This window comes from Paenibacillus sp. (assembly GCF_035645195.1).
Classification (GTDB): domain Bacteria; phylum Bacillota; class Bacilli; order Paenibacillales; family YIM-B00363; genus Paenibacillus_AE.
Window position 1 is genome coordinate 67,646 of the sequence record NZ_DASQNA010000008.1, and the last position, 23,983, is coordinate 91,628.

The window sequence follows — 23,983 nt, forward strand, 5'->3', positions numbered from 1 at the left end:
TTTTAAGTAAGACATAGCTGACAGGCACGAATGGGCAGCCGCCCACATACAATGTAGGGATGCGCCGTCCCAAGCCGGCATCGGCAGGGGCGTGCAAAACCTCAGGGGGTGTTCCATCGTGCCTGGTATATTCGCTATGATTGCGCTATTCATCAAGCAGCTGATGCTTCTGGTGTCTTACGTCAAAAACAATGCGTTCCCGCAGCCGCTTTCCGAAGCGGACGAGGCGAAGCATTTGAAATTGATGGCGGAGGGCAATCAAGAATCGCGCAACTTGTTGATCGAACACAACCTGCGTCTCGTCGCGCATATCGTCAACACGATATGAACGCGAACCGACGCCGCGAGGAAACCCGCTTCGTCTGCCAAGGAACCTTCGTTAAATAAAGCCGCAGCAACCATTACATTACCGAACGCAAACTTTCCGTGCTAATCGTAATGCCAGCCAACATACACTGATATGCACCTATGGGATCTCATCGTATGTATGAAGGAGGAACAATCGATGCCGGGATTGTTTGCGTTTATCGCTTTATTCATCAAGCAACTCGCCCTGTTGGTCAGTTACGTCCGCAACAACGTGTTTCCGCATCCGCTGTCGGAGGAGGAAGAAGCCGAACAGCTGCGGTTAATGAAGCAAGGGGACGAAACGGCCCGCAATAAACTAATTGAGCATAACCTGCGCTTGGTCGCGCATGTGGTGAAAAAGTTCGATAACGCCGGCGAGACGGAAGATTTAATTTCGATTGGAACGATCGGCTTGATCAAGGCCGTGGAAAGTTATTCCGAAGGGAAGGGTACGAAACTCGCCACCTATGCGGCACGATGCATCGAGAACGAGATCCTGATGCATCTTCGTTCCCTGAAGAAGCAGAAAAACGACGTCTCGCTGCATGACCCGATCGGAACGGATAAAGAAGGCAACGAAATTACGTTGATTGATATTCTCGGGACGGAGCCCGATACGGTCGCGGAGCAGGTTCAGCTTTCCATCGAGCGGAGAAAGATTTACAAGCACCTGGATATTCTAGACGAGCGGGAGCAAGAGGTGATCAAGGCGCGGTTCGGTCTGGAAACGGGCGGCGAGGAGCGAACGCAGCGGGAGATCGCGAAGGAGCTGGGGATCTCGAGATCTTATGTGTCGAGGATTGAAAAGAGGGCGTTGATGAAACTGTATCATGAGTTTTATAAACAAAAAAAGTGAGATTGCCTAATCGGCAAGTTGATGACTCCTGAACTTATCAGGGGTCATTTTTTTGTCCATCAAATTGCAAAATATGCGGGGTTTATTCAAAAACACATATCAAAAGCGGAGAATCGCGCCCCATTTTCTTGTTACTTTTTTAATGTATTCGGTTGATGAATAAACGGTTTTTGAAAGCTGTTGAAAGGAGGGGGGGTATCCAGGATTTGACAATACACATTTATGTAAGCGCAACCAGGAGCGGTGCCGATCTTATGTTGAGGAAACGATGGGAGGAACAAATGGATGGTAAAGTCAATGACATCTATGTATTTTACTAGTCAAATTTTTAAAGTTTGCGTTGCTGCGGTCGTTGGTTTGGCGGCGCTGCTTGCGATCACGACGTCAGTGTTAGCCGCGGATTATTACTATATTTCTCCAACCGGCAACGATAGCAATCCAGGAACGAAAGAAGCGCCGTTTAAAAGCATAATGAAGGCGCAGTCCGTCGCTTCCCCCGGGGATACCGTATATATTCGCGGAGGAGTTTACGACGATTTCCAAATTGCGAAAACCGACAGTAACTATATTTATGTGCATGATATTACGAAGAGCGGGATTACCTACGAGGCTTACCCTGGAGACGAAAGGCCCGTTTTCGACTTCCAGCATGTGCCGACCAATTTGCGAGTGGCCGCTTTTCGCGTGGCGGATAAAGTAACCGGTATCACATTTAAAGGGTTTGATGTCATCGGGGTGAAAGTCGGGAATCAGAAGCAATCGGAAGTTTTTCGAGTGATCGGTCAGGCGAATTTCGAAAATGTGTCTGCGCATGACAATGAAGCGAACGGTTTCTACTTTACGACAAGAGGTACGGGAGTCGTCCTGAATTGCGATGCTTATAACAACATTGGTCCAACGGATACGTCGGCCGGAAATACTGACGGTTTCGGCGCACATGCAGGTCCGGTTTGGTTCATTAATTCCCGTGCATGGAATAACAGCGACGATGGATTTGACAGCATCAGTTCCAGCGCGCCGGTCGTTTTCGATCATTCCTGGGCTTTCAATCATAGGGGGAATCAGGACGGTCGAGGCGATAAAAACGGATTTAAAATCGGCGGATACGGCCATCGAACATCTGGAATTCCCGACCCCGTACCGGTCCATACGGTTCGATTTTGTTTGGCTGCCAATAACGCCTCGAACGGATTTTATGCGAATCATCAGCCGGGTCAAGCGGCGAACTGGATCAACAACACGGCCTATAATAACGGCCGGGCTAATTTCAACATGCTGGAGCGCGTAAGCCCTACGGTGGATATCGACATCCCCGGGTACAGAGAAGTTTTGCATTATAACATTGCCTACAAGGGTGTACCGATCATGAACGATAACAATCCTCCGGAAAATGTAACGAATAATTCGTGGACTCTGCCCATGAAAAATTTCGGCCGGGAAATCAAGGATAAAGACTTTGAAAGCCTGGATATCTCGCAGTTGTCTACACCAAGAAAAGCGGACGGCAGCTTGCCCGATGTTACATTTATGCGTCCGGTAAAAACCAGCTATCTTTATAAAATGGATTTAGGTTACCTTGCCGACCAATAATGATCTAGGCGTGAAAGGTCTGAATAGATCTTTAGAGGAGGTAGCGCATGTATGGCGTTGACTAAGAAATCTACGTTATTTACGATTTGTTTACTTGTAGTAGGTATCATACTGGCAGCCCTGTTCATGGCAAAGGCTGCTAATGCGGGACCCTCTAAAAGTTATTACATTTCTCCAACCGGCAGCGATAGCAATCCTGGTACGATCACGAAGCCATTCAAAAGCATTATGAAAGCGCAGTCCGTCGCCTCCTCCGGGGATACCATATATATTCGCGGAGGAGTGTATGACGATTTCCAAATTGCGAAATCCGACAGTAACTATAATTATGTACATGATATTACGAAGAGCGGGATTACCTATGAGGCTTATCCTGGAGACGAAAGGCCCGTTTTCGACTTCCAGCATGTGCCGACAAATTTGCGCGTGGCCGCTTTTCGCGTAGCGGATCGCGTAACCGATATCCATTTCAAAGGGTTTGATGTCATCGGGGTGAAAGTCGGCAATCAAAAGCAATCCGAAGCATTTCGAGTGGTCGGGGAAGCTAATTTCGAGAATGTATCCGTCCATGATAATGAAGCGAACGGTTTCTACTTTACGACAAGAGGTACGGGAGTCGTCCTGAATTGCGATGCTTATAACAACATTGGACCAACGGATACGTCGGCTGGAAATACAGACGGTTTCGGCGCTCATGCAGGTCCCGTATGGTTCATTAATTCCCGTGCATGGAATAACAGCGACGATGGATTCGACAGCATCAGTTCCAGCGCGCCGGTCGTTTTTGATCATTCCTGGGCTTTTAATCATAGGGGAAATCAAAACGGCATTGGTGACAAAAACGGCTTTAAAGTCGGCGGTTATGGTTATCGCACGGAAGGACTTCCCGACCCGATCCCAGTCCATACCGTCAAATATTCATTAGCTGTAAACAACGGGGGGGCTGGCTTCTATGCAAATCATCAGCCAGGTCAAGCTGCGAATTGGTTAAATAACACGGCGTACCGCAATGGCAGAGCCAACTTCGATATGCTAGAGCGAGTGAGTCCAACCGATCCAACCGATATTCCCGGGTATAGGGAGGTTTTGCATAATAACATTGCGTACGTGGGAACGTCAATCATCAATGACAATCATCCTCCGGAAAATGTAACGAATAATTCCTGGACCATTAACGGCGGTCTGACCATCTCGGATGCAGATTTTGAAAGTGTGGATATCAGCCAATTATCTGCACCTAGGAAAGCAGACGGCAGCTTACCCGACGTGACATTTTTGCGTCCTATACCTTCTAGTCCTCTACACGCATACGGTTTAGGATACCTTGCCGATCAAACACGATAACAACATCGCTCGGACCACAGAGGCCCTTCTTTAGATGACTTCTGCACTTGTCGGAAGTCATCTCTTTCTTATTTTCGAAACCAGGATGGTGTTACCTATGAAGCTCAAGACCTCTCTACCAATAGCAATAGTCCTAGGTCTTGGAATTGCCGGTCTTACGTGGTTTATCAATCATCCATTCGCCGACCCGAATAGTGGGATGAATAACATCAATGATGAAATCACCCTGCCAAAGACAGAAAGCATCGAGATTGGGAATGGAATCGACATGGAATTCGTTCTCATTCGTTCTGGATCGTTTACAATGGGGTCTTCCTTGCATGCAGGAGACGGGGATGAAGCTCCGGAGCACAAAGTGACGATCACGAAACCGTTTTATCTAGGAAAATACGAGGTCACTCAGGAACAATGGGAGGACATTATGGGGTACAACCCAAGTCAATTCAAAGGGGATCGGCGTCCGGTCGACAGCGTGAGTTGGGAGGAAGCACAGATTTTTTTGAAAAAACTGCAAGACAAAACCGGACAGAAATTCGGTTTGCCTACGGAAGCGCAATGGGAATATGCCGCGCGCGCGGGGACAAGGACGACATGGGATTTTGGCGATAGCGAATCGATCTTAGGCGACTATGCTTGGTTTGGGGAAAATTCCGGGGACGAGACTCATCCGGTGGGGCAGAAAAAGCCGAATGCTTGGGGACTATTCGATATGTACGGGAACGTTCAGGAGTGGTGTAACGATTGGTATGCAAACCCATATCCCGAGGGAGACGTATCCGACCCGCAGGGTCCAGGTTCGGGGGATTCACGAGTGCTGCGCGGAGGGGCTTGGGGAGACGACTTTACTATGGTACGCTCCGCCTACCGTAACGCTTCCGGAGCCGACGCCAAGACCCCCGGCATCGGCTTGAGAGTCGTAATGATCATAGAGTAGATCGAGAACAGGGGCCCGCTCGGCGCGATCCGTTCGGGCCTCCTTCCTAAGTCTCTTTGCTTTGCTTGCGGTATGCCCTGGGAGAGGTTTGCACGATCCGCTTGAACATTTTGCCGAAATGCGAGAAGTTATCGAATCCGACCTGTTCGGATATTTCCGTAATGCTCCAGTCCGTCTCGCGTAGCAGTCGTTGCGCTTCCCTGCATCTAACAATGTTGATGTATTCGGTAAGGCTGAACCCCGTCGTTTCCTTGAACATCCGGCTCACATAGCCGGGACTGATGTAAAACTTTTCGGACAGCGTTTGAATCCGGATCGTTTCGCGGAAGTTTGCATTAATGTATTGGATCATTTCGGTTATCTTCTGCTTGATGGGCGTCGGCTCCTCCTCGTACGTATCGCTTCGCCTTGCGGCGAAGCGCGATGCCAGAAGCAGCAGCCCCGAGGCGATATGTCTCAGCTGCAGCTCGTACCCGGGCAATGCTCCGCAGAGCTCGTCGAAGAAGCTGTGAATAAGGGTTTCGAATTGAAGTTTTTCCTTCATGGTAAGGCGTAGCACTCGGCTTCCCCGAAGCGGAGCCAACAGCAGCTCGGTCTCCTCCGGGGAGCAGCGTTCGAAGAAGGGCATCTCATAGTAATATACGACGCGTTCATGATTCGGGACGCCGATGTCACGAGATTTGTGGACTTCATTCGAGTCGATCAGCACGAGGTCGCCTGCTCGAAGGCGATAGGTCCGGTCCTTTATAAAAAAGCCTCGTTCCCCGGAGAACAAGTAATACATCTCATAGCAGCGGTGGATATGGAATCGGTTCATCGTGTAATGACCGACGCGTCGGTCGTATTCCATATGGAAAGGGTCCTCCTGCCTTCCATAACGTAATGATCGAGGCAAATTCGTATTCATCCGCCCTCACCCCTTCGCTCCTTCATGTTACTTGTAGATTAGCAAACGAGGAGAAGGATGACGATAACATCTCGATTGAACGCAATAAAGTCCAATAAAATCAAAAAATACCCATAAAACGGTTCGAGGTAAATCAAAAGAATGTAATTGCAAGAACCGCGGACGGTTGTAATAATAGAAGTCTAACTACTGGAAATAAGGCAGTGAAACCGATGGCTAATCAAGTGGTTTCTTTTTTACGCAAGGCTCGCTTCTCGGGAGGGGCATGGAGCGGGGCGTTTTTTCGCAAAACCTTGATCTATATTCTCTTTATCGCCAGCATTCCGGGCTTGCTCCTAGGAGCGGGAATGCATTTCCTCGTGACCGGACAGATCGAGCGGGAGCTGCTGAGCCAACATGAGGAACAAATTCATCAGCATGCTCGCAACGTGGACGAACAACTCTCTTATTTGGAAATTTCTTTATCCCATTGGGCGTTCGAACCGAATTTCGATGAACGGATGCGGTCCGTCGACTATTCCTACGACTTTCAAGCCACGCGCGACGTGAATCAATATTTGCTTGCCAAGGCGAGCTCCCACCCCTTGATTTACAGCGTCGAACTTTACATTAATGGCACCCAACCGCTGCTCTTTAATCCTAGCCATACGCTATTGGAGATCGACGAACGGGAACAAATTGAGTATTTCCATACGTTAATACATAACCGGGGGGCTCTGTTTTGGGAAAGCAGGAGCCTCGACGGACATAACCCATTGAAGCTCATCCATACCATTCCTGGGGACAGTTCGAATCCGTTCGGCTTCTTGGCCATCACATTAGACGAAAACAAAACAAAGGGGATTTTGAAAACGTTAACAACGCAAGGCGGCGGCACCTCGCTTCTCGTCGACCGGGATCGGGGGATTATGGCTTCCGCGAGCGACACCGAGGATGCCAAGGAACTGGATCAGGCGCTGTGGGAAAAGGTATCCGCCGAAGCTCGGGATCGAGGTTCGTTCAGATATTCATGGAACAATAACAATTATTCCGTCTCCTTCGGAACCTTCGACCGGGTCAACGGCGAGTGGATGTTTATCAGCGCCGCTCCTATGACGGCGATTACGTCGCCCGTTGTATTTATTTCAAAGACCATTCTGTATGTAAGCTTGACCGGGCTGTTGCTCGCGATCGGCTTGTCGCTCCTTGTCTCCAAACGAATCTATTCGCCGGTCGGTCGATTGGTCGGTCTGCTGCGCGGCGAGTCGGATAGTCAAGAAGGTGATGAATTCCAATTTCTGGAGGATCAGTGGCGTACTTTGCGGGCGGAGAGCTCGACACTGCGATCTAAGCTTCGAGAGCAGCTTCCCTTGATGAAAGAAGGGTTCCTGCTTCAATTGCTTCATGGTTATCTAGGCGCCTTCTCGGAGCGGGAATTGGTCGATCGCATGAGCTTGCTCGGCTGGAATGTGGAGAAGCAAAGTTTTGTAGTCGCCCATATTCAGTTAACCGGGTTTGCCGATTCCGGAGGAAGATTTTCCTCGAAGGACGAGGAGCTTGTCACGTTCGCGGCGGCGAATGTCATCGAAGAGTTAGCTCAGTCCCGCTTTACGCAAGCCGAAGTCGTCAACTTCCACGATCTATCGATTGGTCTGCTGTTGCTAGTGCCCGAAGGCGCGGAATATCGGCATGACCTTCGACGGCTTTGCGACGACATTACCGAAGCGGTCAACAGGCTGCTGCGCGTGAGGCTCACATTGACGATCGGCCGCTGTGCTTCGTCACTCCGCAATGTCCCGCATCTGTTTCAGGAGGTGAAGGAAGCGTCCATCTACAGGGATTTCGATGACCGAAACCAAGTCATCGACATCAACGAGCTCGAACTGACGGAAGCCGATAACGAGATGAGTTACTCCTTCGCGCTCGAGCGCGAGTTGATTCAATATTTGCGCATGGGCCAACGAGAAGGAGCGGAGCGGACGCTTGAGGAGTTTCTTAAAGAATTGACCTCCGGGGGCAGGAGGGAGACGGTCGTCCAGCAAGCGCTGCTGCAGCTATTGGGAAGAATGATGCATACGATGCTGCACAGCGGCGTCAACCCGCATACCTTGTTCAAGGGCGCGAATATGTTCGATCGGTTGTCGCAGTTCCGCGAAGCGGACGAAATGCTGCAGTGGATGAAATCGGAGGTTATCGCTCCCTTCGTCGAGGAGATGTCCGATCGTTCGAACGATCATCTGAAGCAAGTCGTCGACAAGGTCATCGCGTACGTGAACGATAACTACATGCGCCAGGATCTTTCGTTAGAGAGCTGCGCCGAGGTGGCGGGAACGAACCATTATACGTTAAGCAGAGCTTTCAAGATGTACGCGGGGAAAAATTTCATCGACTACTTGACGGAAGTAAGAATCGAGAAAGCGAAGGATTTAATTCGAGATACAGGACTGAAGATGTACGATATCGCCGAGCGAGTCGGCTACCAGAACAGTTATTTCAATCGAATCTTCAAGAAGCTCGAAGGCGTCACTCCGAGACAGTATCGCGAGTTATGCCGCAAATCGTAAGGGGGAAGCGGAATGCAGCGAAAGTCGGTTCTTTCTATCATGTCAGGTTGGCTTGTTCTCGTCGCGTTCCTGCTTTGTTCGGCTTGCGGCAATCGAACCTCCGCGATCGCGCTGCAGCATGCCCCGTTCAAAATCAGCGTCATGCTGCCCACGTATGCGAATCATCCGCTCCCCGATGATACGAGTCCGGTGCTGGAGAAGCTGGAGGAATATACGAATTCGGATGTTGAGCTGGTATGGGTCCCTTACTCGACCTACAAGGATAAAACGAAGATCACGTTATCGTCGCTAAAGCTTCCGACCGTGATCGTAATCCCCGACAAAAGCCCCGAATTTATCAGCGCGGCGCGGCGCGGCGTGTTTTGGGAGCTGGGGCCTTATTTAGCGGAGTTTCCGAACTTGAGTCAGGCGAACGAAGCGGTGCTCTCGAACACCTCGATCGACGGGAAAGTGTACGCGATCTATCGGGCAAGGGATTTGGGGCGGTACGGCGTCACGATCCGCAAGGATTGGCTGCAGCATGTAGGGCTCGAACAGCCGCGCACGCTAGATGAGTTTTATGAGGTGCTGAGGGCCTTTACTTTTGACGACCCGGACCGCGACGGACGCGAAGACACCTACGGGTTAGTCGCTACGTATTACCCTTCTACTTTCGATGTAATTCAGACTTGGTTCGGCGCTCCGAACCGTTGGGGCGTGGACGAGACGGGGAACTTGGTGCCGGCTCATCTAACGAAGGAATACAAGGATGGGCTTCGTTTCCTTAAGAAGCTTTATGACGAAGGGCTGATGAATCCCGGTTTTGCCGTGATGGATCCGAAATTTTGGCTGGAGCCGCTTATTCATGGCGAGGCCGGCGTACTGGTGGACGTCGCCGATCAAGCGCAGCGCGCAGCGCATGAAATTCGGAAAGCCTACGGGTTGGAAGATGTGATCGACGTGTTTTCCGGGGTGGAAGGTCCCCAAGGGATGAAGCTCCCGTCGACGTCCGGCTACGACGGGATGTTGGCCGTCTCCAAGTCGGCGGTGAAAAATGAGCAAGAGCTGCGGCACGTCTTGAGTTTTCTGGATAAGCTGAACGACGAGCAGATGCAAATTTTGCTTTACAACGGAATGGAAGGCAGACATTATCGGAAATCGCCTGAATCCATGAAGACGGACTTTAGCTATGAGATAGATAGTTTGAAGCAAATGCTGATGTTTATCCCCGGGCCTCGCCACCTGATCTCGGCCGATTCGCCGATCCGGAGGAAAGTGAAGGAGGTTATCAAGGCGAATGAATCGCTCCTGCTGAACAACCCGGCGGAGGAATTCATTTCGGACACGTATATGAAGAAGGGACTGTTGCTGGATACGATCGTCAGCGACGCCCGGACCCAGTACATTATCGGCCAGATCGACGAAAAAGGTTGGGAAGAGGCAGTGCGGCGGTGGCGGCAAGAAGGAGGGGACGAGTACATCCGGGAGATGAACGAGCAATGGCAGCGAGCCCGGTCGCCTTCGACCGGAACAGAGTAAAGGTAGGGATGAGTAAACCGTACGGCAGCGAGCAAGCGGGAACCGACCGCATTTCGCCGCCGTGCGGTTTTTTTGCATGCAGGAAGAAATTTTGCGAGAAAGTGCAATTTTTCCGGTTCAACATTGTGCGATTGATGGGAAAAAATTGCCGCCCAATAATGCAAATGTAAGCTCAACCAAATTAAACGAAAAGAGGGAGCAAGAAAGATGAAGAAGGTATGGCTGGCAGGATTCATTTTTGTATGTATGCTTGTCGCGGCCTGCAGTTCCGGAACATCCGTCGACGTCGGCGGCGGAGAAGCCGAGCCGCCCGCGCAGGAGCCGGCTGCGACAGGCGGACAGAAGGAAGCGGAAACGGAAACGCCCGCCGCGGGGGACGACGGTCCGGCCGAGCTTGTTTTCTACTCGACGAGCAAAGACAGCGAGGAGGCGTTCAACGAACGATACGGCGACGCGATTCGCGAGCAATTCCCGAATTACACCATTAAGTACATTCAGCGCGTGCCGGAGTCGACCGATCTGGAACAGCTGATCGCTTCGGGCCAGCGGATCGATATCCTATGGGATTCTTTGGGTTCTTTCCCGGGGTCGATGATCAATCACGATTTGAAGTTCGATATGAGCGAGCTGCTCGAGAAGCACGGCGTAGACTTGTCGCGCTTCGAGCCGACCTTGATCGACGCCGCGAAACAGCTTGGAGGCGGCGCGATTTATGGGTTACCGGTGGAAAACAGCACGAAGGTCATTTTTTACAATAAAGATATTTTCGACAAGTTCGGCGTTGACTACCCGACGGACGGGATGACCTGGGAGCAGCTTCACGAACTGGCCAACCGATTGAACGTCGAAAGCGACGGTGCGGTATATACCGGATTTTCCCCGCCGGTAAACTCCATGGTGCTGCAAAACAGCTACTCCATGCCGTTGATCGATCCGGAGACGCAGCGGTCGACCTACGGCGACGAGATGTGGAAAAAGATTATCGAAACCGAGCTGCTTTCTACTGCGAACAATCCTACGGTAAAGAAGGCAATGCAGCAGTACCGGAAAGGGAACTTCCAGAACCTGGACCAATTCTATAAGGATAAGGTGCTTGCGATGTGGCCCGAAGGGCAGTTGCTGCCGATCCTGTTCGATGAAGAACTGTCGCAGATGAACTGGGATATGGTCGCCATGCCGACGTATTCGGATAAGCCGGGCATCGGGTATCAATCGTACCCGATCTTCTTCGGCATTACCAACCAAGCCGAGAACAAGGACGCAGCGATGAAGGTGCTCAAATTCCTCGTCTCCGACGAGTTCCAGCTCGCGCATTCGAAAAAAGGAAATATGACCTCGCTCGCTAACGAAGAAATCATGAAGGCGATGGGGTCGGAGAGCGCGTTCAAGGACAAAAATTACGGAGCATTTTTCTATAACAAGTTTGCTCCGGTCCGACCGCTGTCCGAAGTCGATACGAAGGTGAACGCCTTGTCGCCGATGACAAACATGCTGCGAGGCGTTATTAACGGGGAATACGACATTAATACGGGGCTGCGCATGGCGGAAGAAGAAGTCAATAAAGCGATCGACGAAGCGTTGAAGAAATAACGTCATCCATCGTGAACAACGGGGAGGAACGTCGTTGCGTAACCGATTTCTCGGCGCAAGGACGTTCCTTCATCATATAGACCAGGTTCCAGGAGGTGCGGGGGCATGGCAAGGATTTTGTTCGACCACGTGTACAAGCGGTACGGGAGAGACAAGGCGGCTGTCGTCAAGGATTTCCAGCTTGAAGTGAAGGATAAGGAATTCGTCGTCTTCGTCGGACCGTCGGGCTGCGGGAAGTCGACGACGCTGCGAATGATCGCGGGATTAGAATCAATATCCGAGGGCCGGGTTTGGATCGACGATGTGGTCGTGAACGATATTCCGCCGAAGGATCGGGATATCGCCATGGTGTTTCAAAATTATGCGCTGTATCCCAACATGACGGTGTACGAAAATATCGCTTTCGGCCTTCGGCTGCGCAAGCTGCCGAAGCATGAAATCGATCTGAGCGTGAAAAGGGCGGCCAGAGTGCTCGAAATCGAGTCGTACCTGGAGCGTAAGCCGAAGCAGCTGTCCGGCGGGCAGCGTCAGCGCGTGGCGCTCGGGCGGGCGATCGTCCGTAATCCGCAGGTGTTTCTCATGGATGAGCCCCTCTCCAACTTGGATGCCAAGCTTCGCGTTCAGATGCGGACGGAGATCATCAAGCTGCATAAGCAGCTCGGCGTGACGACGATTTATGTGACGCATGACCAGACGGAGGCCATGACGATGGGCAGCCGAATCGTCGTCATGAAGGACGGTGTCATTCAACAGGTCGATACGCCGGAGGCGATCTATAACCGGCCGCAAAACATGTTCGTGGCCAGCTTTATCGGATCGCCGCCGATTAATTTTATCGAAGGCAAGGTGCTGGAGAACGCCGGGCAGTTGGAATTCCACACCCGCAGGTTCGCCTTGGCGATCCCGGACGGCCAAGCGATTACGCTGCGGGAGCATCGTATGGTCGAGAGAAACGTCATACTCGGCATTCGTCCGGAAAATATCAGCATGGACCCCATCGTATTCGCCGCGTTCCCGGACGCCGTCTTCCACGGCATACACAAATTTAACGAACTGATGGGAGCGGATCGTTACCTGTACGTGGACGCCGGCCTGCAGCAGGACATCGTCGTGCGGACGAATCCAAGGAACGAGGCGAACGACGAAGAGCGGATCCAACTCGTGATGGATATGAACCGGGCGATGTTCTTCGATCCGAAAACAGGGGAACGGCTGCAGTAACTCGAGCAGCGGGAGGGAGGTTCCGTAGTGTGTTCCAGATGACGAGAAAGAAGTTCGGGCTTGCAACGATCGCAATTGCGCTCTCGGTGTCGGCGACGGTCGGCTACCTGACGCCATTAGACGGTTCGGAGGCGACTGCCTCGGCGGGGGAGACGACGAAGCCGGCGAAGACCGCCGAACAGACGACGGACAACCGGGCGCCCGGCGAGTTCGAGCCTTACTATTTGGAAGTGTTGGAAAGCTGGCGGGAAGCGGGCATCCAGGACGCGAACGCCGCAGTCGTCATCGAAGGCGATCGGCCGGTTCGTCATTCCGACGGGGCGACGTTCCGAGTGGGACCGTATAACGGCCGGGACGACGTACTGGTGTGGACGAACGCAGCGACCCATTGGATCGAGTACGAAGTGGAGATCGAACAACCGGGTTTATACGAGATGGTGCTTCATTATCATTCCTATCGCGACGCTTCGTCGAAGGTGGGGAGCTACCGCCCTGCGATGTTGGCGGTATCGATCGACGGGCGGTACCCGTTCCGCGAGGCAAGGGCCTTGAAGTTTCCCAGACACTTTAAGGATGCGTTCCCGCTGAAGACAGACGAAAACGGCGATCACATCCGTCCGAAGCCCATCGAAATCGAAGCCTGGTACGAGCGGAGCTTTACGGATTCCGATGGGGCGTACGCCGAGCCTTTCCGATGGCATTTCACCGAAGGCAAGCACACGCTGCGCCTACAAAGCTATGAATCGATCGTGATCGAACGCATCGAGCTAAGACGTCCTGAGCGCGCAGTTCCTTATCGGGAATACGCCGAAACCATTCCGGACGCCGCTGGCGGATCGCCGTTCGTCGTAGAAGCGGAACTTATGAAGGAGAAAAACGACGTCGCACTTCAGATCGAAGCCGATCAGGATGCGTTCATGACGCCGCCGGCAAACAACAAGCGCTTATTTAACGCGGTCGGAGGCAATCGATGGTCGACCGGCGGGGCTGCCGCTACATGGAAGTTCACGGTTCCCGAATCCGGCAAGTACCATATTGCGGCGAGAGCGTACCAAGGGTACCGGTCCAATCAGCTAGTGTTTCGCAAAATATTAATCGATGGCAGCGTTCCGTTCGAGGAACTGCAAGCGTACCCGTTCCCGTATTCGAACGGTTGGCAGGGTGTCCCGCTTGCGGACGCCGATGGCAAGCCGTTCTCGATCTACCTCGAGAAGGGCGAACACACGTTGACGTTAGAGACGACCTACGGGCCGTTCAATCCGATCGTAAAGAAGCAAGAAGCTGTCTCGCGGGCGCTTACGAAGCTGTCGCTGGAGCTAAACGCTATCGCGGGAGGGCAAGCCGATCCATTCCGCACTTGGGATATCGGGCGAAATTACCCGGGGCTGCTGACGGGGCTAGAGGCCGTCGCGGAAGACATCGCATGGATGGCGGAGGAACTGCTCCGCGTGAACGGCAGGACGGACAACAACTCGCAGACATTGTCCACGGCGGCGCGGGATATTCGGGAATTGCTCGCCAATCCGAACGATATCCCTTATCGGCTCGACGATCTCACGACGATTCAATCCAAAATCAGTTCGATCCGCGGCCCGCTCACGAGCGGCCCGCTCCTGTTGGATAAGTTTTATTTCGTTCCCGCGGGAGAACCCTTCCCGCGTATGGAGGCGACGATGTGGGAAAAGCTGAGCGCCGCCGCAACATCGTTCGTCCAATCCTTCAATGAACGGGATCGGCTTTCCGACGACGACGAGGTCGTGAACGTCTGGGCGAATTATGGGCGGGATTACGTGAATGTGCTGCAGGACATTGCGGATCAATATTTCACGCCGGAAACCGGAATTAAGGTCAAAGTCGACCTGCTGCCTAACGAGCAGCTGCTCGTTCTGGCCAACGCCGCGGGACGCGCTCCCGATGCAGCGATCGGCATCACCGAAGGCCGGCCGATCGAGATGGCGATCCGCGGCGCGGTGGAGGATCTCTCCGTCTACCCGGGGTTCGATTCATTGTACGAAAGCTTCTCGCCAGGAGCGATGCTGCCTTATTACTACGACGGCGGATATTATGCTTTCCCAGAGACGCAGCGGTTCAACGTGCTCTATTACCGCAAGGACATCATGGATTCGCTGGGTCTGCAGGTGCCGGAGACGTGGGAGGACGTCATCGCGATGCTTCCGGTGCTGCAGCAGAATAACTACAACTTCTTTTTGCCCCCGGATTTCCAGACGTTCTTCTACCAGAATGGGGCGGAGTTTTATACCGATGACGGCATGAAGACGGCGTTGGATATGCCGGAAGCGTTCCAAGCTTTCCGGGCGCTGACCGACTTGTTTACGATTTACGGCATCGATCAACAGGTGAGCAGCTTCTACCAGCATTTCCGCGACGGCACGATGCCGATCGGCATTGCGGATTTTAATATGTATTTGCAAATGACCGTCGGCGCGCCGGAGCTGCACGGTTGGTGGGGCATGGCGCCGCTGCCGGGCGTGCCGGGAGATGACGGGCAGATCGAACGCTGGACCGGAGGAAACCAGAGCGCGGCGATGATTTTCGAAAAGGCCGCCAATAAAGACGAAGCCTGGAAATTCTTGCAGTGGTGGCTCTCCGCGGAAACGCAGCAGCGTTTCGGTTCCGACTTGGAAGGGTTTTATGGCGTGGCTTTCCGTTGGAATACGGCGAACGTGGAAGCCTTCTCGCGATTGCCGTGGACCCGGGAGGAGCTCGCTGTCATGCTCGAGCAATGGAAATGGTACAAGGACATGGCGAATATACCGGGATCTTACTTTATCGCGCGCGAAATCAACAACGCCTGGAATCGAACCGTGTTGGACGGGATGAATTACCGCGAATCGCTGGAAGAAGCCGTTGCGAGCATCAACCGCGAGCTCGAACGGAAAGCGGTGGAATTCGGTTTTCGGGCGGACGACGGTTCGGTGTTGAAAACATACAATCCGCCGAAGGTCGAAACGCCATGGGAAGGAGTGGAGCCTTATGCGGAACGCTGAAGTCGCCGTCAACACCGTTCGTCGGTCTATCGGAACAACGAGAGCTTACCGCGCGAAGCAGCTTTGGAGGCGAATGAAGGCATACCGGCTGTCATACCTGTTTATCGCCCCGTTCATGATTTGCTTTACGCTGTTCATTCTCGTTCCGGTCCTCGCGGCGGTCGGGCTCAGCTTCACGTATTTCAACACGATTCAACCGCCCGCGTTTACCGGGTGGGACAATTTTCAATATTTATTTTCGCAAGATGTATTGTTTTTAAAATACGCCTTGCCGAATACGCTGAAGTTCGCCGTCATCGTCGGCCCCGGAGGATTGCTGTTATCCTTCCTGCTGGCGTGGCTGATCGCGCAAATTCCGGACCGGTATCGACTGTGGTTCGTGTTGGCGTTTTATGCGCCGTCACTGACCGGAGGCGTCGTTATGCAGATCATTTGGACGCCGCTGTTGTCGGGGGACAGAATTGGGTACTTAAACAGTTTCTTGCTCAATTTGGGCTTGATCGACGCGCCGCAGCTGTGGACGCTCGATCCCGCATATTTAATGAACTCGATGATCGCGGTAACGCTTTGGTCCAGCATGGGCGTCGGATTTCTCGCGATTCTCGCGGGCATTCTCAACGTCGACCCGATCCTGTACGAAGCAGGACGGCTGGACGGAATCAAGAGCCGATTGCAGGAAATTTGGTACATTACCATTCCCTACATGAAGCCGCAAATGCTGTTCGCTTCGGTCATGGCGATCGTGAGCGCCTTCAAAGCGGGAAAAATCGGGGAGCAGCTGTCGGGACAAAGCCCAACGCCGCAATACGCCGGCCATACGCTCGCGAACCACATCGACGATTACGGATTGATCCGGTTCGAGATGGGCTATGCCGCAGCCGTCTCGTTGGTGCTGCTTCTAATGATCTATCTGTTTAACAGACTCAGCTGGCGATTGTTCGGCAACAAGGAGGAGTAAGATGGCTAGACGAATGCTTGAGACGGCGTCGTCGTTGTTTCGGCGGAGAAGGCCGAAGCTATTTCGGATGGACTCGACGCAGCGCTGGTTAATCGTGCTGCTGGGCGCCGGCGGGCTGCTGATGCTGCTTCCCTTGATTTATATCTTCAACCACGCGCTGAAGCCGTTTTCGGAGTTGTTCATTTTCCCTCCGAATATTTTCGTGCGCGAGCCGACGTTGAATAACTTCGTCGAGTTGTTCGTCGTCACGCGGGACTCGGTCGTGCCGGCTACGCGGTATTTGTTCAACAGCGTGGCCGTCGCCGCGCTCGGGACGGCGGCGGTCGTCGTCGTCAGCGCCTTGTGCGCGTATCCGCTGTCGAAACACAAGTTTCCGGGGCATAAGGCCATCTTCGCTACGATCGTCGTCTCTTTGATGTTCGTTGCGGAAGCGGTGGAGATCCCGAGATACGTCGTCATCTCGCAACTCGGGATTATGAACACCTATTGGGGGCACATCCTGCCTCATGTGGCGGCGCCTGTGGGCGTATTTCTCATGAAGCAGTTCATCGACCAACTGCCGAACGATTTGCTGGAAGCCGCGAAAATCGACGGCGCCGGCGAGCTGCGCGTATTCCTGAGCATCGTCGTGCCCGTGACGATGCCGGCCGTCGCGACCGTCGCCATTTTGCAGTTCCAAACGATTTGGAACGATACGTCGACGTCTGTCCTGTTCATGCAGGACGATGCGATGAAGACGTTCCCGTTTTTTCTATCGACCATTACCCAGAACTTGGCCAATTCGGTGGCAAGGCAGACGGCTGCCGCGGCGGCGGGATTACTCATGTTCCTGCCTACGCTCGTGATGTTCCTCGTGTTCCAACGCAAGGTCATCGCCACGATGGCGCATTCTGGCATTAAATAGCGCGGGGAGGTGTCGTCATGCTTCGAAACGGAGCGAGGTGGATCGGGACCGCGATCGTGTTATTGCTGTCGCTCGGCTTGCTCGATCCGGGAACGGCCCGCGCGGACGTCATGTATTGGACGTTCACGAAAGACGGCTACGGACGGCTGATCGATGCGCAGCCGGCCTACTATCCTACCGGCATGCTGGGGAAAGACATTTACGCGGAGGATCCGGAACGACCAGGCAACCTTATCATTTCCCCGTTGTCGGATCCACAGGACGTATTCGTCGACGGGAACGATCACATTTATATCGCGGATACGGGCAACAACCGGATCGTGCATCTGAACGAACGCGGCGAGTGGGTGCGCAACATAACGCTGTCGAAAAGACCGTTCGCCTCTCCGAACGGCGTATTCGTCGACGAGCGAGGGTATCTATACGTCGCGGACACGGGGAATAAACGGGTCGTCAAGCTGGCGCCCGACGGCACGCTCGAGAAGGAATTTCCGGAGCCGAAGCACCCGCTCATTCCGAGCGATTACAAGTATGATCCTGTCAAAGTCATCGTCGACAAGCGCGGGTACATGTATATCGTCTCGCTCGGGGGATATTGGGGGATGCTCCAGTTAAATCCGGACGGCGAATTTCAGAAATTTTACGGCACGAACAAAGCGCCCTATACGTTCATCGACACGATCAAGAAGGCGCTTTACACCCGGGAGATGTACGAAAACGAGATGAGCAAGCTGCCTCCGCCGATCACGAATGCGACGTTGGACGAGCGCGGATTTATTTACACCGTCACGAGCACAGCGTCCAGCGAGCAGGTCAAAAAGCTGAATTTCCGAGGGGCCAACATCCTTTCTCAATTCGATAAATTCGGCAGCGCGAATCAAAGCTTCGGCGAGCGCAATCCGTTCGACAGAAGGTTTGGAACGGAAGCCGCTCCCCAACTGACGGACGTGGCCGTCGACGCTGCAGGGAACTTCACGGTGGTAGACACCAACTTCAACTATGTCAGTCACTACGACGCTAACGGGAATCTTTTGTTTTTCTGGGGCGGCGATTTTTCCTCCGGCGCGACGCAGCTCGGCCTCGTGAAAAACCCGGTCGCGGTCGAATTGAACTCGCGAAACGAACTGTTCATTTTAGACTCGGAGGAAGGCGTGCTCCAATCGTTCGCAATGTCGGAATTCGGCGCCAAGGTGTACGAGGCGAACCGATTGACGCTGTCGGGAAGGTATGAGGAGAGCGAAGGGCTGTGGCGGGAAGTGATCCGGCTGAACGCCCAATACAACCCCGCCGTCATGGGTCTGGCGCGCGCCGCTTATAAGAAGGGCGATTTCGAGGAAGCGGCAGAATTGTTCCGCATGGCGGGCAACAAGAAGGGATACTCGGAGGCGTTCTGGCAAATTCGTCTGCAATGGTTCCAGAAGCACTTCTCGACGGTCGCGACGGCTGCCGTGACGGCGATCGCAGGTTTCTTGCTTGTCGATAAATTTACGAAAAACGCGCCGTTCCGCCGCCGCGTCGCGAGACGGCCCGCGTCCCGCAGGGCATGGATCGTACAGCTGAAGCAGGCGGTATACGTCATGAAGCATCCGATCGACGGCTTCAGCGCGCTCCGCGCCGAGCGGAAGGGCGGTTATTTCGGAGCCGTGCTGCTGCTCTTTGGCGCTTACGCAACGGTGTTGCTGTCGCAGCTGTATACGGGATTCGTTTTTAGCAAAGGGCTGGTCGACGACATCGACGCGCTGCCGACCCTCATTCGGTTTCTGGCGATATGGTGCGGCTGGGTCGTTTGCCATTACCTCGTCGGTTCGATTTATCGGGGGGAAGCGCGGTTTCGGGACGTCTTCATTAGCAGCGCGTATGCGTTGGCGCCGCTGATCGCCATCGGGATGCCGCTTACGTTTGTTTCGAATTTCATGACGGAGTCGGAAGGCACGATCTATATATACTTGGAGAACGCCATGTACGCGTGGGTCGGCCTCATGTTCTTCTGGAAGGTGCATTCGGTTCAAAATTACGACTTCGGCGAAACGGTGTACAGCATCGTCATGTCTGTGCTAACGATGGCCACTTTGGGAGCGCTGCTTTTTATTTTATTCGGGTTAACGAATGAACTCGCGATTTTCGTTTATGAAGTGTATCAGGAGGCGATGCTCCGGTGATGAAGCTATGGCAATTCAGAAAATCCGCGGCGGCGCTGCTGTTCCTGCTTATCCTTCTTTGGGCGGCGTCCCGCGTGGACGTTAGCTTTCGTCAAGAGGCGGGCGCTTCAAGCGATCCGCCGTCCGCCGCGAGCGTGCCGAAGGCGGAGCCGGCGCTGCCGGACGAAAGCCGCTTTCGGCTCGTCTCCGAGACGGACGCGCTGCGGCTCAAATTGGACGACGCAACCGGGCATTTTCTCGTCGAGGATAAACGGGAAGGGACCGTATGGCGTTCTTATCCAAATCCGGAACAATGGGAGAACGAGACGGTCGGCGGCCTGTGGAAGCAGCATCTGGCGTCGCCGCTGATGTTCGAATACACGGATTTCCATGTCTATAACACGAAGCCGAAGTTGACGAATTTCCTCGCCCTCGGCGGCACCGTGAAGGAGATAACTGAAATACCGGGCGGCGTGCGTTTGGTATACGACATGCCTGCGCTGGAGCTGTCGATTGCGGTGCAACTTCGCATCGTGGACGATTACGTGGAGACGAAAATTCTAGACGAGGGGCTTGCTGAAGGCCGTTACAGCATGACGTGGCTTCGGCTGTATCCGTTCTTCGGCGCGGAGCAGTCGACGGGGCAGGAAGGGTATATGTTGGTTCCTGACGGATCCGGCGCGTTGATAACCTTCGATGCTCACACTTCCGCGTCCCGCCGCGTGTACGAAGAGCGCGTATTCGGGGCGGATCGGTCGTTCGACAACGACCCCAGCTCGCGGCTCCCGGTCACGATGCCCGTGTTCGGCATGAAATCCGGCGCCAAAGCGTTCCTCGCGGTTATGGAGGAAGGCGCGGAGTACGCCAAGGTGTATGCTTCTCCGGCGGGGATCTACAGCCAATACAACTGGATCGCGGGACAGATGCTGTACAGATCCACGTATTACCAAGTGACGAATCGGAACAAAAACGCCGGCTTCATTACGTACAACAAGGAGGAGCGGTTCGGCACCGATCGGACCGTGAAGTATTTCTTGCTGGGTGCGGAGGATGCGGATTACGTCGGCATGGCGAAGCGATACCGGCAATATTTAATGGATGAGGCGGGGATGACCCGGCTCGTTCCGGCCACGGAACACTTGCCGTTGTACGTTTCGGTGATCGGCGGAGGTCAGAAGAAGGGTGTGCTCGGAGAGCGGTTCGTCCCCATTACGCCGTTCGATCGAGCGGCCGAGATGGTGGAGTCGCTCAAGGCGCAAGGCGTCCGCGAAATCAATCTTACGTTATTGGGCTGGCAGCAGGACGGGTATACATCGTTTGGCGGATACGCCCCTCCGGACGAGCGGCTCGGCGGCACGGAAGGATTGAAAGCGCTGATCGAACGCGCCGACGCCGCGAACATTCCGGTACAGCTTGCGTTAAATTACGAGGCGAACAGTACGGGGATCCATGGCTTTAAGCCGGCGTATCACGGCATGCGGGATCTGGCGGGCACCCTGCTGGAGGCCAATATTTGGCGTTCTTCGCGCGATACCACGTTGGTCAGCTACGGTTTTACGAAGCGCGTCTTCCTGGAAGACTTGCAGCGTTTGAAGGCGCTCGGCGCGGACGGCCTGCTGCTGCAGTGGGGTGCGCAGTTCTTGAACAGCGACTTCAACGAAACATACGGCGCTAGCCGAACCGAGGCGGCGGAGCGTCAACTGTCGATGTTCCGCGAGGCGAAAGAGACCGTCGGCGCCGTTCACGGGACCAACCCGAATCTATATGTCGTGAACACGGTCGATCACATCCATGATCTTTACGATGACTATTCGTACGACTTATTCGCGGAACGCGCCGTTCCGTTCGCTCAAATCGCGCTGCACGGGCTTAAATCGTATACCTCAGGGTACGAGAACCAACGGGGGCAATTCCGCAACGAGTTTCTTAAAGATATCGAATACGGCGCAGCTCCGTCGTATTTGCTGACGCATACGCCGACCCGGGAATTGACGTCCGTCTACGGGCTGGAGCTTATGAGCACTACGTTCGAAGATTGGAAAGGGCAAGCCGCGGAGGAGTACTCGAGATACAACGAGGCGCTTGGGGACGTGCAGGACGAATTTATCGTCAATCACCGAGAGCTTGCGCCCGGCGTGCGCGAAACGACGTATTCGGGCGGAAAGCGCATTGTGGTCAATTATAATGACAACGACTACCGCGTCGGAGACATCGTCGTACCGGCCAAGGACTTCGCGGTCGTGGAAGGGGAGAAGTCGAGATGAGGCGGTTTCCGCGGCTCAGCGCCGAGACGATCAGCCGGGTGGAGGGAGGATTGTTCCTCGCGCCTTGGATACTCGGGTTCCTTTTATTTATGGCGTTCCCGATTCTGTACTCTTTCTATATGAGCTTTCATCAGGTACGAGTGCTGGCGACGGGCATCGAAGTGAAGTACAGGGGGTTAGAGAATTACAAATTTATCTTGTTCACGGACGGGAGCGTGTTTTACGACAATTTGATCCCGTTCCTGCAGCAGGCGTTATTTATGATCCCTATCATTCTCGTGTTTTCTTTGCTTGTCGCGATCATGCTGAACCGCAAGTTCGCCGGGCGATTGTTTTTCCGGGTCGTCTTTTTTCTGCCCGTCATCTTTACGACCGGCGAAGTCATCTATGAATTCATTAGCCAAGGCGAAGGCAGCGTTGGGTTTCTGGAAAGGTATAACATCGCCTCGTATATTCACGACATCTTTCCGGGCGAATGGGCGAGCTCGATTATGGCGGTCATGAATTCGATCGTGCTTGTTTTATGGTATTCCGGGGTGCAAATTCTATTGTTCCTAGCGGGCAGGCAGACGATTTCAAATTCCGTCTACGAGGCGGCCCGCATCGACGGAGCGACGCCTTGGGAGACGTTCTGGAAAATTACACTGCCGGGGATGATCCCGTTTATCCTGTTGAACGCGATCTATACGATCGTCGACTTGTTTACGTTCCCGACGAATCCCGTGATCAGCAGGGTGACGACGGAGGATTACGGAACGTCCAGCGCCCTCGCTTGGGTGTATTTCGGCGTCATCTTCCTTTTCCTGCTCGCCATGTATTTCATTTTTGCGCGCATGACCAAAACCTACAGGGAAGCTGCGTAACTAGAGGAGGAATCCGTTTCATGCTAAAGCCATGGATCGTCAATAAGGGGAAACGGGAGAAGCTGCCCTTGATTCGGGCTCCCCTACACAATTTGAAGAAAACGGTTCTGGGGTTGGAAGCGGACAGCGGGCTGCTGTTCAAATGCTTCCTGTACGTCGTGTTGATCGACACGGCGTACATCTATCTGAATCCGCTTCTGTACATGATTACGACGATGGTGAAAAATGCGGCGGATTTGATGGATCCCGCGGTGAACTGGATTCCGCGAACGATTTACGTAGGTGTGCTGCAGGAGGCATGGGAAAAACTCGATTATCCAAAGGCGTTCGTTACGAGCCTAACGATCTCGGGAACGATCGCCGTGCTGCAAACCGTCTCCTGCGCGGTAGCGGGCTATGCGTTCGCAAGGCTGAATGTACCGCTCAAAAATTTTTGGTTTTTCTGTTTGCTGCTTACGTTCATCGTTCCCCCGCAATTGACGGTGCTGCCGAAAATTTTGGCCGCCAGCCAGTTCGGACTCTTCGGCACGGCGCTTCCGTTCGTGCTGCCCGCGGCGTTCGGGTTAGGGCTTAAAGGGGCGCTGTTCGTCATCATTTATCGGCAATTTTTCTCGACGCAGCCGAAGGAGCTGGAGGAGGCGGCGAAGATGGATGGAGCGGGGGCGTTCAAGGTGTTCTACAAAGTAATGCTGCCCTTGGCGAAACCGGCCATTATCGTCGTGTTCTTGTTCTCCTTCGTTTGGAATTGGAACGATTCCTACAACCCTTCGGTGTTTATGCGCGGAGCCGAGCATCTGCCCTTGTCGGTCGGCATTACGCGCATGAACGAAGCGCTCGCCGCCGAGGCCGAGATGTTCGGGCCTTCGCTTTACCAAGATCCGCTAAAGATGGCGACGGCGTTTCTAATCATTTTGCCGACGCTGCTGATTTACATTTTTGCGCAGCGTTGGTTCGTCGAGTCGGTCGACCGCACCGGACTAGTGGAATAGCGGCATGG

General features: G+C 53.7%; 17 protein-coding genes. 16 read left to right on the forward strand and 1 reads right to left on the reverse strand.

The genetic code is table 11. The features are described from left to right. Positions 1-118 precede the first annotated feature (118 nt). The 5 genes from VE009_RS03530 (at position 119) to VE009_RS03550 (ending at position 5,072) form a co-directional block, all read left to right on the forward strand. Positions 119-328 carry a hypothetical protein gene (locus VE009_RS03530; RefSeq protein WP_414694767.1) on the forward strand — a complete coding sequence of 70 codons (210 nt, stop codon included), beginning with the start codon at positions 119-121 and terminating at the stop codon, positions 326-328. Between the two features lie 177 nt (positions 329-505). Then, on the forward strand, positions 506-1,204 hold the full coding sequence (sigK, locus tag VE009_RS03535) for an RNA polymerase sporulation sigma factor SigK (RefSeq protein ID WP_325006018.1): 699 nt from the start codon (positions 506-508) through the stop codon (positions 1,202-1,204). A gap of 285 nt (positions 1,205-1,489) precedes the next feature. After that, on the forward strand, positions 1,490-2,794 hold the full coding sequence (locus VE009_RS03540) for a right-handed parallel beta-helix repeat-containing protein (RefSeq protein WP_325006019.1): 1,305 nt from the start codon (positions 1,490-1,492) through the stop codon (positions 2,792-2,794). Positions 2,795-2,845: 51 nt separating this feature from the next. Beyond that, positions 2,846-4,138: a right-handed parallel beta-helix repeat-containing protein gene (locus VE009_RS03545; RefSeq protein ID WP_325006020.1), complete on the forward strand. Its 1,293-nt coding sequence runs from the start codon at positions 2,846-2,848 to the stop codon at positions 4,136-4,138. 97 nt (positions 4,139-4,235) lie between these two features. After that, a complete protein-coding gene (locus VE009_RS03550) occupies positions 4,236-5,072 on the forward strand; it encodes a formylglycine-generating enzyme family protein (protein WP_325006021.1) in 837 nt (278 codons plus the stop codon). 46 nt (positions 5,073-5,118) lie between these two features. On the opposite strand, the gene VE009_RS03555 is transcribed toward VE009_RS03550, so the two are convergent. Further along, positions 5,119-5,922, reverse strand: a complete 804-nt coding sequence (locus VE009_RS03555) for an AraC family transcriptional regulator (protein ID WP_325006022.1) — start codon at positions 5,920-5,922, stop codon at positions 5,119-5,121. Positions 5,923-6,326: 404 nt separating this feature from the next. Between VE009_RS03555 and VE009_RS03560 the strand changes: the two genes are divergently transcribed. The 11 genes from VE009_RS03560 (at position 6,327) to VE009_RS03610 (ending at position 23,975) form a co-directional block, all read left to right on the forward strand. After that, entirely contained in the window at positions 6,327-8,522 is a 2,196-nt protein-coding gene (locus VE009_RS03560; RefSeq protein WP_325006023.1) for a helix-turn-helix domain-containing protein, read from the forward strand. 12 nt (positions 8,523-8,534) lie between these two features. Next, on the forward strand, positions 8,535-10,040 hold the full coding sequence (locus VE009_RS03565; RefSeq protein WP_325006024.1) for an extracellular solute-binding protein: 1,506 nt from the start codon (positions 8,535-8,537) through the stop codon (positions 10,038-10,040). 207 nt (positions 10,041-10,247) lie between these two features. Further along, positions 10,248-11,630: an ABC transporter substrate-binding protein gene (locus tag VE009_RS03570; RefSeq protein WP_325006025.1), complete on the forward strand. Its 1,383-nt coding sequence runs from the start codon at positions 10,248-10,250 to the stop codon at positions 11,628-11,630. Positions 11,631-11,735: 105 nt separating this feature from the next. Further along, positions 11,736-12,851: a sn-glycerol-3-phosphate ABC transporter ATP-binding protein UgpC gene (locus VE009_RS03575; RefSeq protein ID WP_325006026.1), complete on the forward strand. Its 1,116-nt coding sequence runs from the start codon at positions 11,736-11,738 to the stop codon at positions 12,849-12,851. 38 nt (positions 12,852-12,889) lie between these two features. Beyond that, positions 12,890-15,859: an extracellular solute-binding protein gene (locus VE009_RS03580; RefSeq protein WP_325006180.1), complete on the forward strand. Its 2,970-nt coding sequence runs from the start codon at positions 12,890-12,892 to the stop codon at positions 15,857-15,859. Continuing rightward, positions 15,846-16,817, forward strand: a complete 972-nt coding sequence (locus tag VE009_RS03585; RefSeq protein ID WP_325006027.1) for a sugar ABC transporter permease — start codon at positions 15,846-15,848, stop codon at positions 16,815-16,817. Before VE009_RS03580 ends, VE009_RS03585 begins: the two co-directional genes overlap by 14 nt. Before the next feature lies 1 nt (position 16,818). Next, positions 16,819-17,721: a carbohydrate ABC transporter permease gene (locus VE009_RS03590; RefSeq protein ID WP_325006028.1), complete on the forward strand. Its 903-nt coding sequence runs from the start codon at positions 16,819-16,821 to the stop codon at positions 17,719-17,721. A 17-nt stretch (positions 17,722-17,738) separates the two neighbouring features. After that, positions 17,739-19,880: a YIP1 family protein gene (locus tag VE009_RS03595; RefSeq protein WP_325006029.1), complete on the forward strand. Its 2,142-nt coding sequence runs from the start codon at positions 17,739-17,741 to the stop codon at positions 19,878-19,880. Continuing rightward, on the forward strand, positions 19,880-22,123 hold the full coding sequence (locus VE009_RS03600) for a DUF5696 domain-containing protein (protein WP_325006181.1): 2,244 nt from the start codon (positions 19,880-19,882) through the stop codon (positions 22,121-22,123). Before VE009_RS03595 ends, VE009_RS03600 begins: the two co-directional genes overlap by 1 nt. Continuing rightward, positions 22,120-22,986, forward strand: coding sequence for a sugar ABC transporter permease (locus tag VE009_RS03605; RefSeq protein WP_325006030.1), 867 nt, complete (start codon positions 22,120-22,122; stop codon positions 22,984-22,986). Before VE009_RS03600 ends, VE009_RS03605 begins: the two co-directional genes overlap by 4 nt. Positions 22,987-23,006: 20 nt before the next feature. Next, positions 23,007-23,975, forward strand: coding sequence for a carbohydrate ABC transporter permease (locus VE009_RS03610; RefSeq protein ID WP_325006031.1), 969 nt, complete (start codon positions 23,007-23,009; stop codon positions 23,973-23,975). The last annotated feature ends 8 nt before the right edge of the window (positions 23,976-23,983 follow it).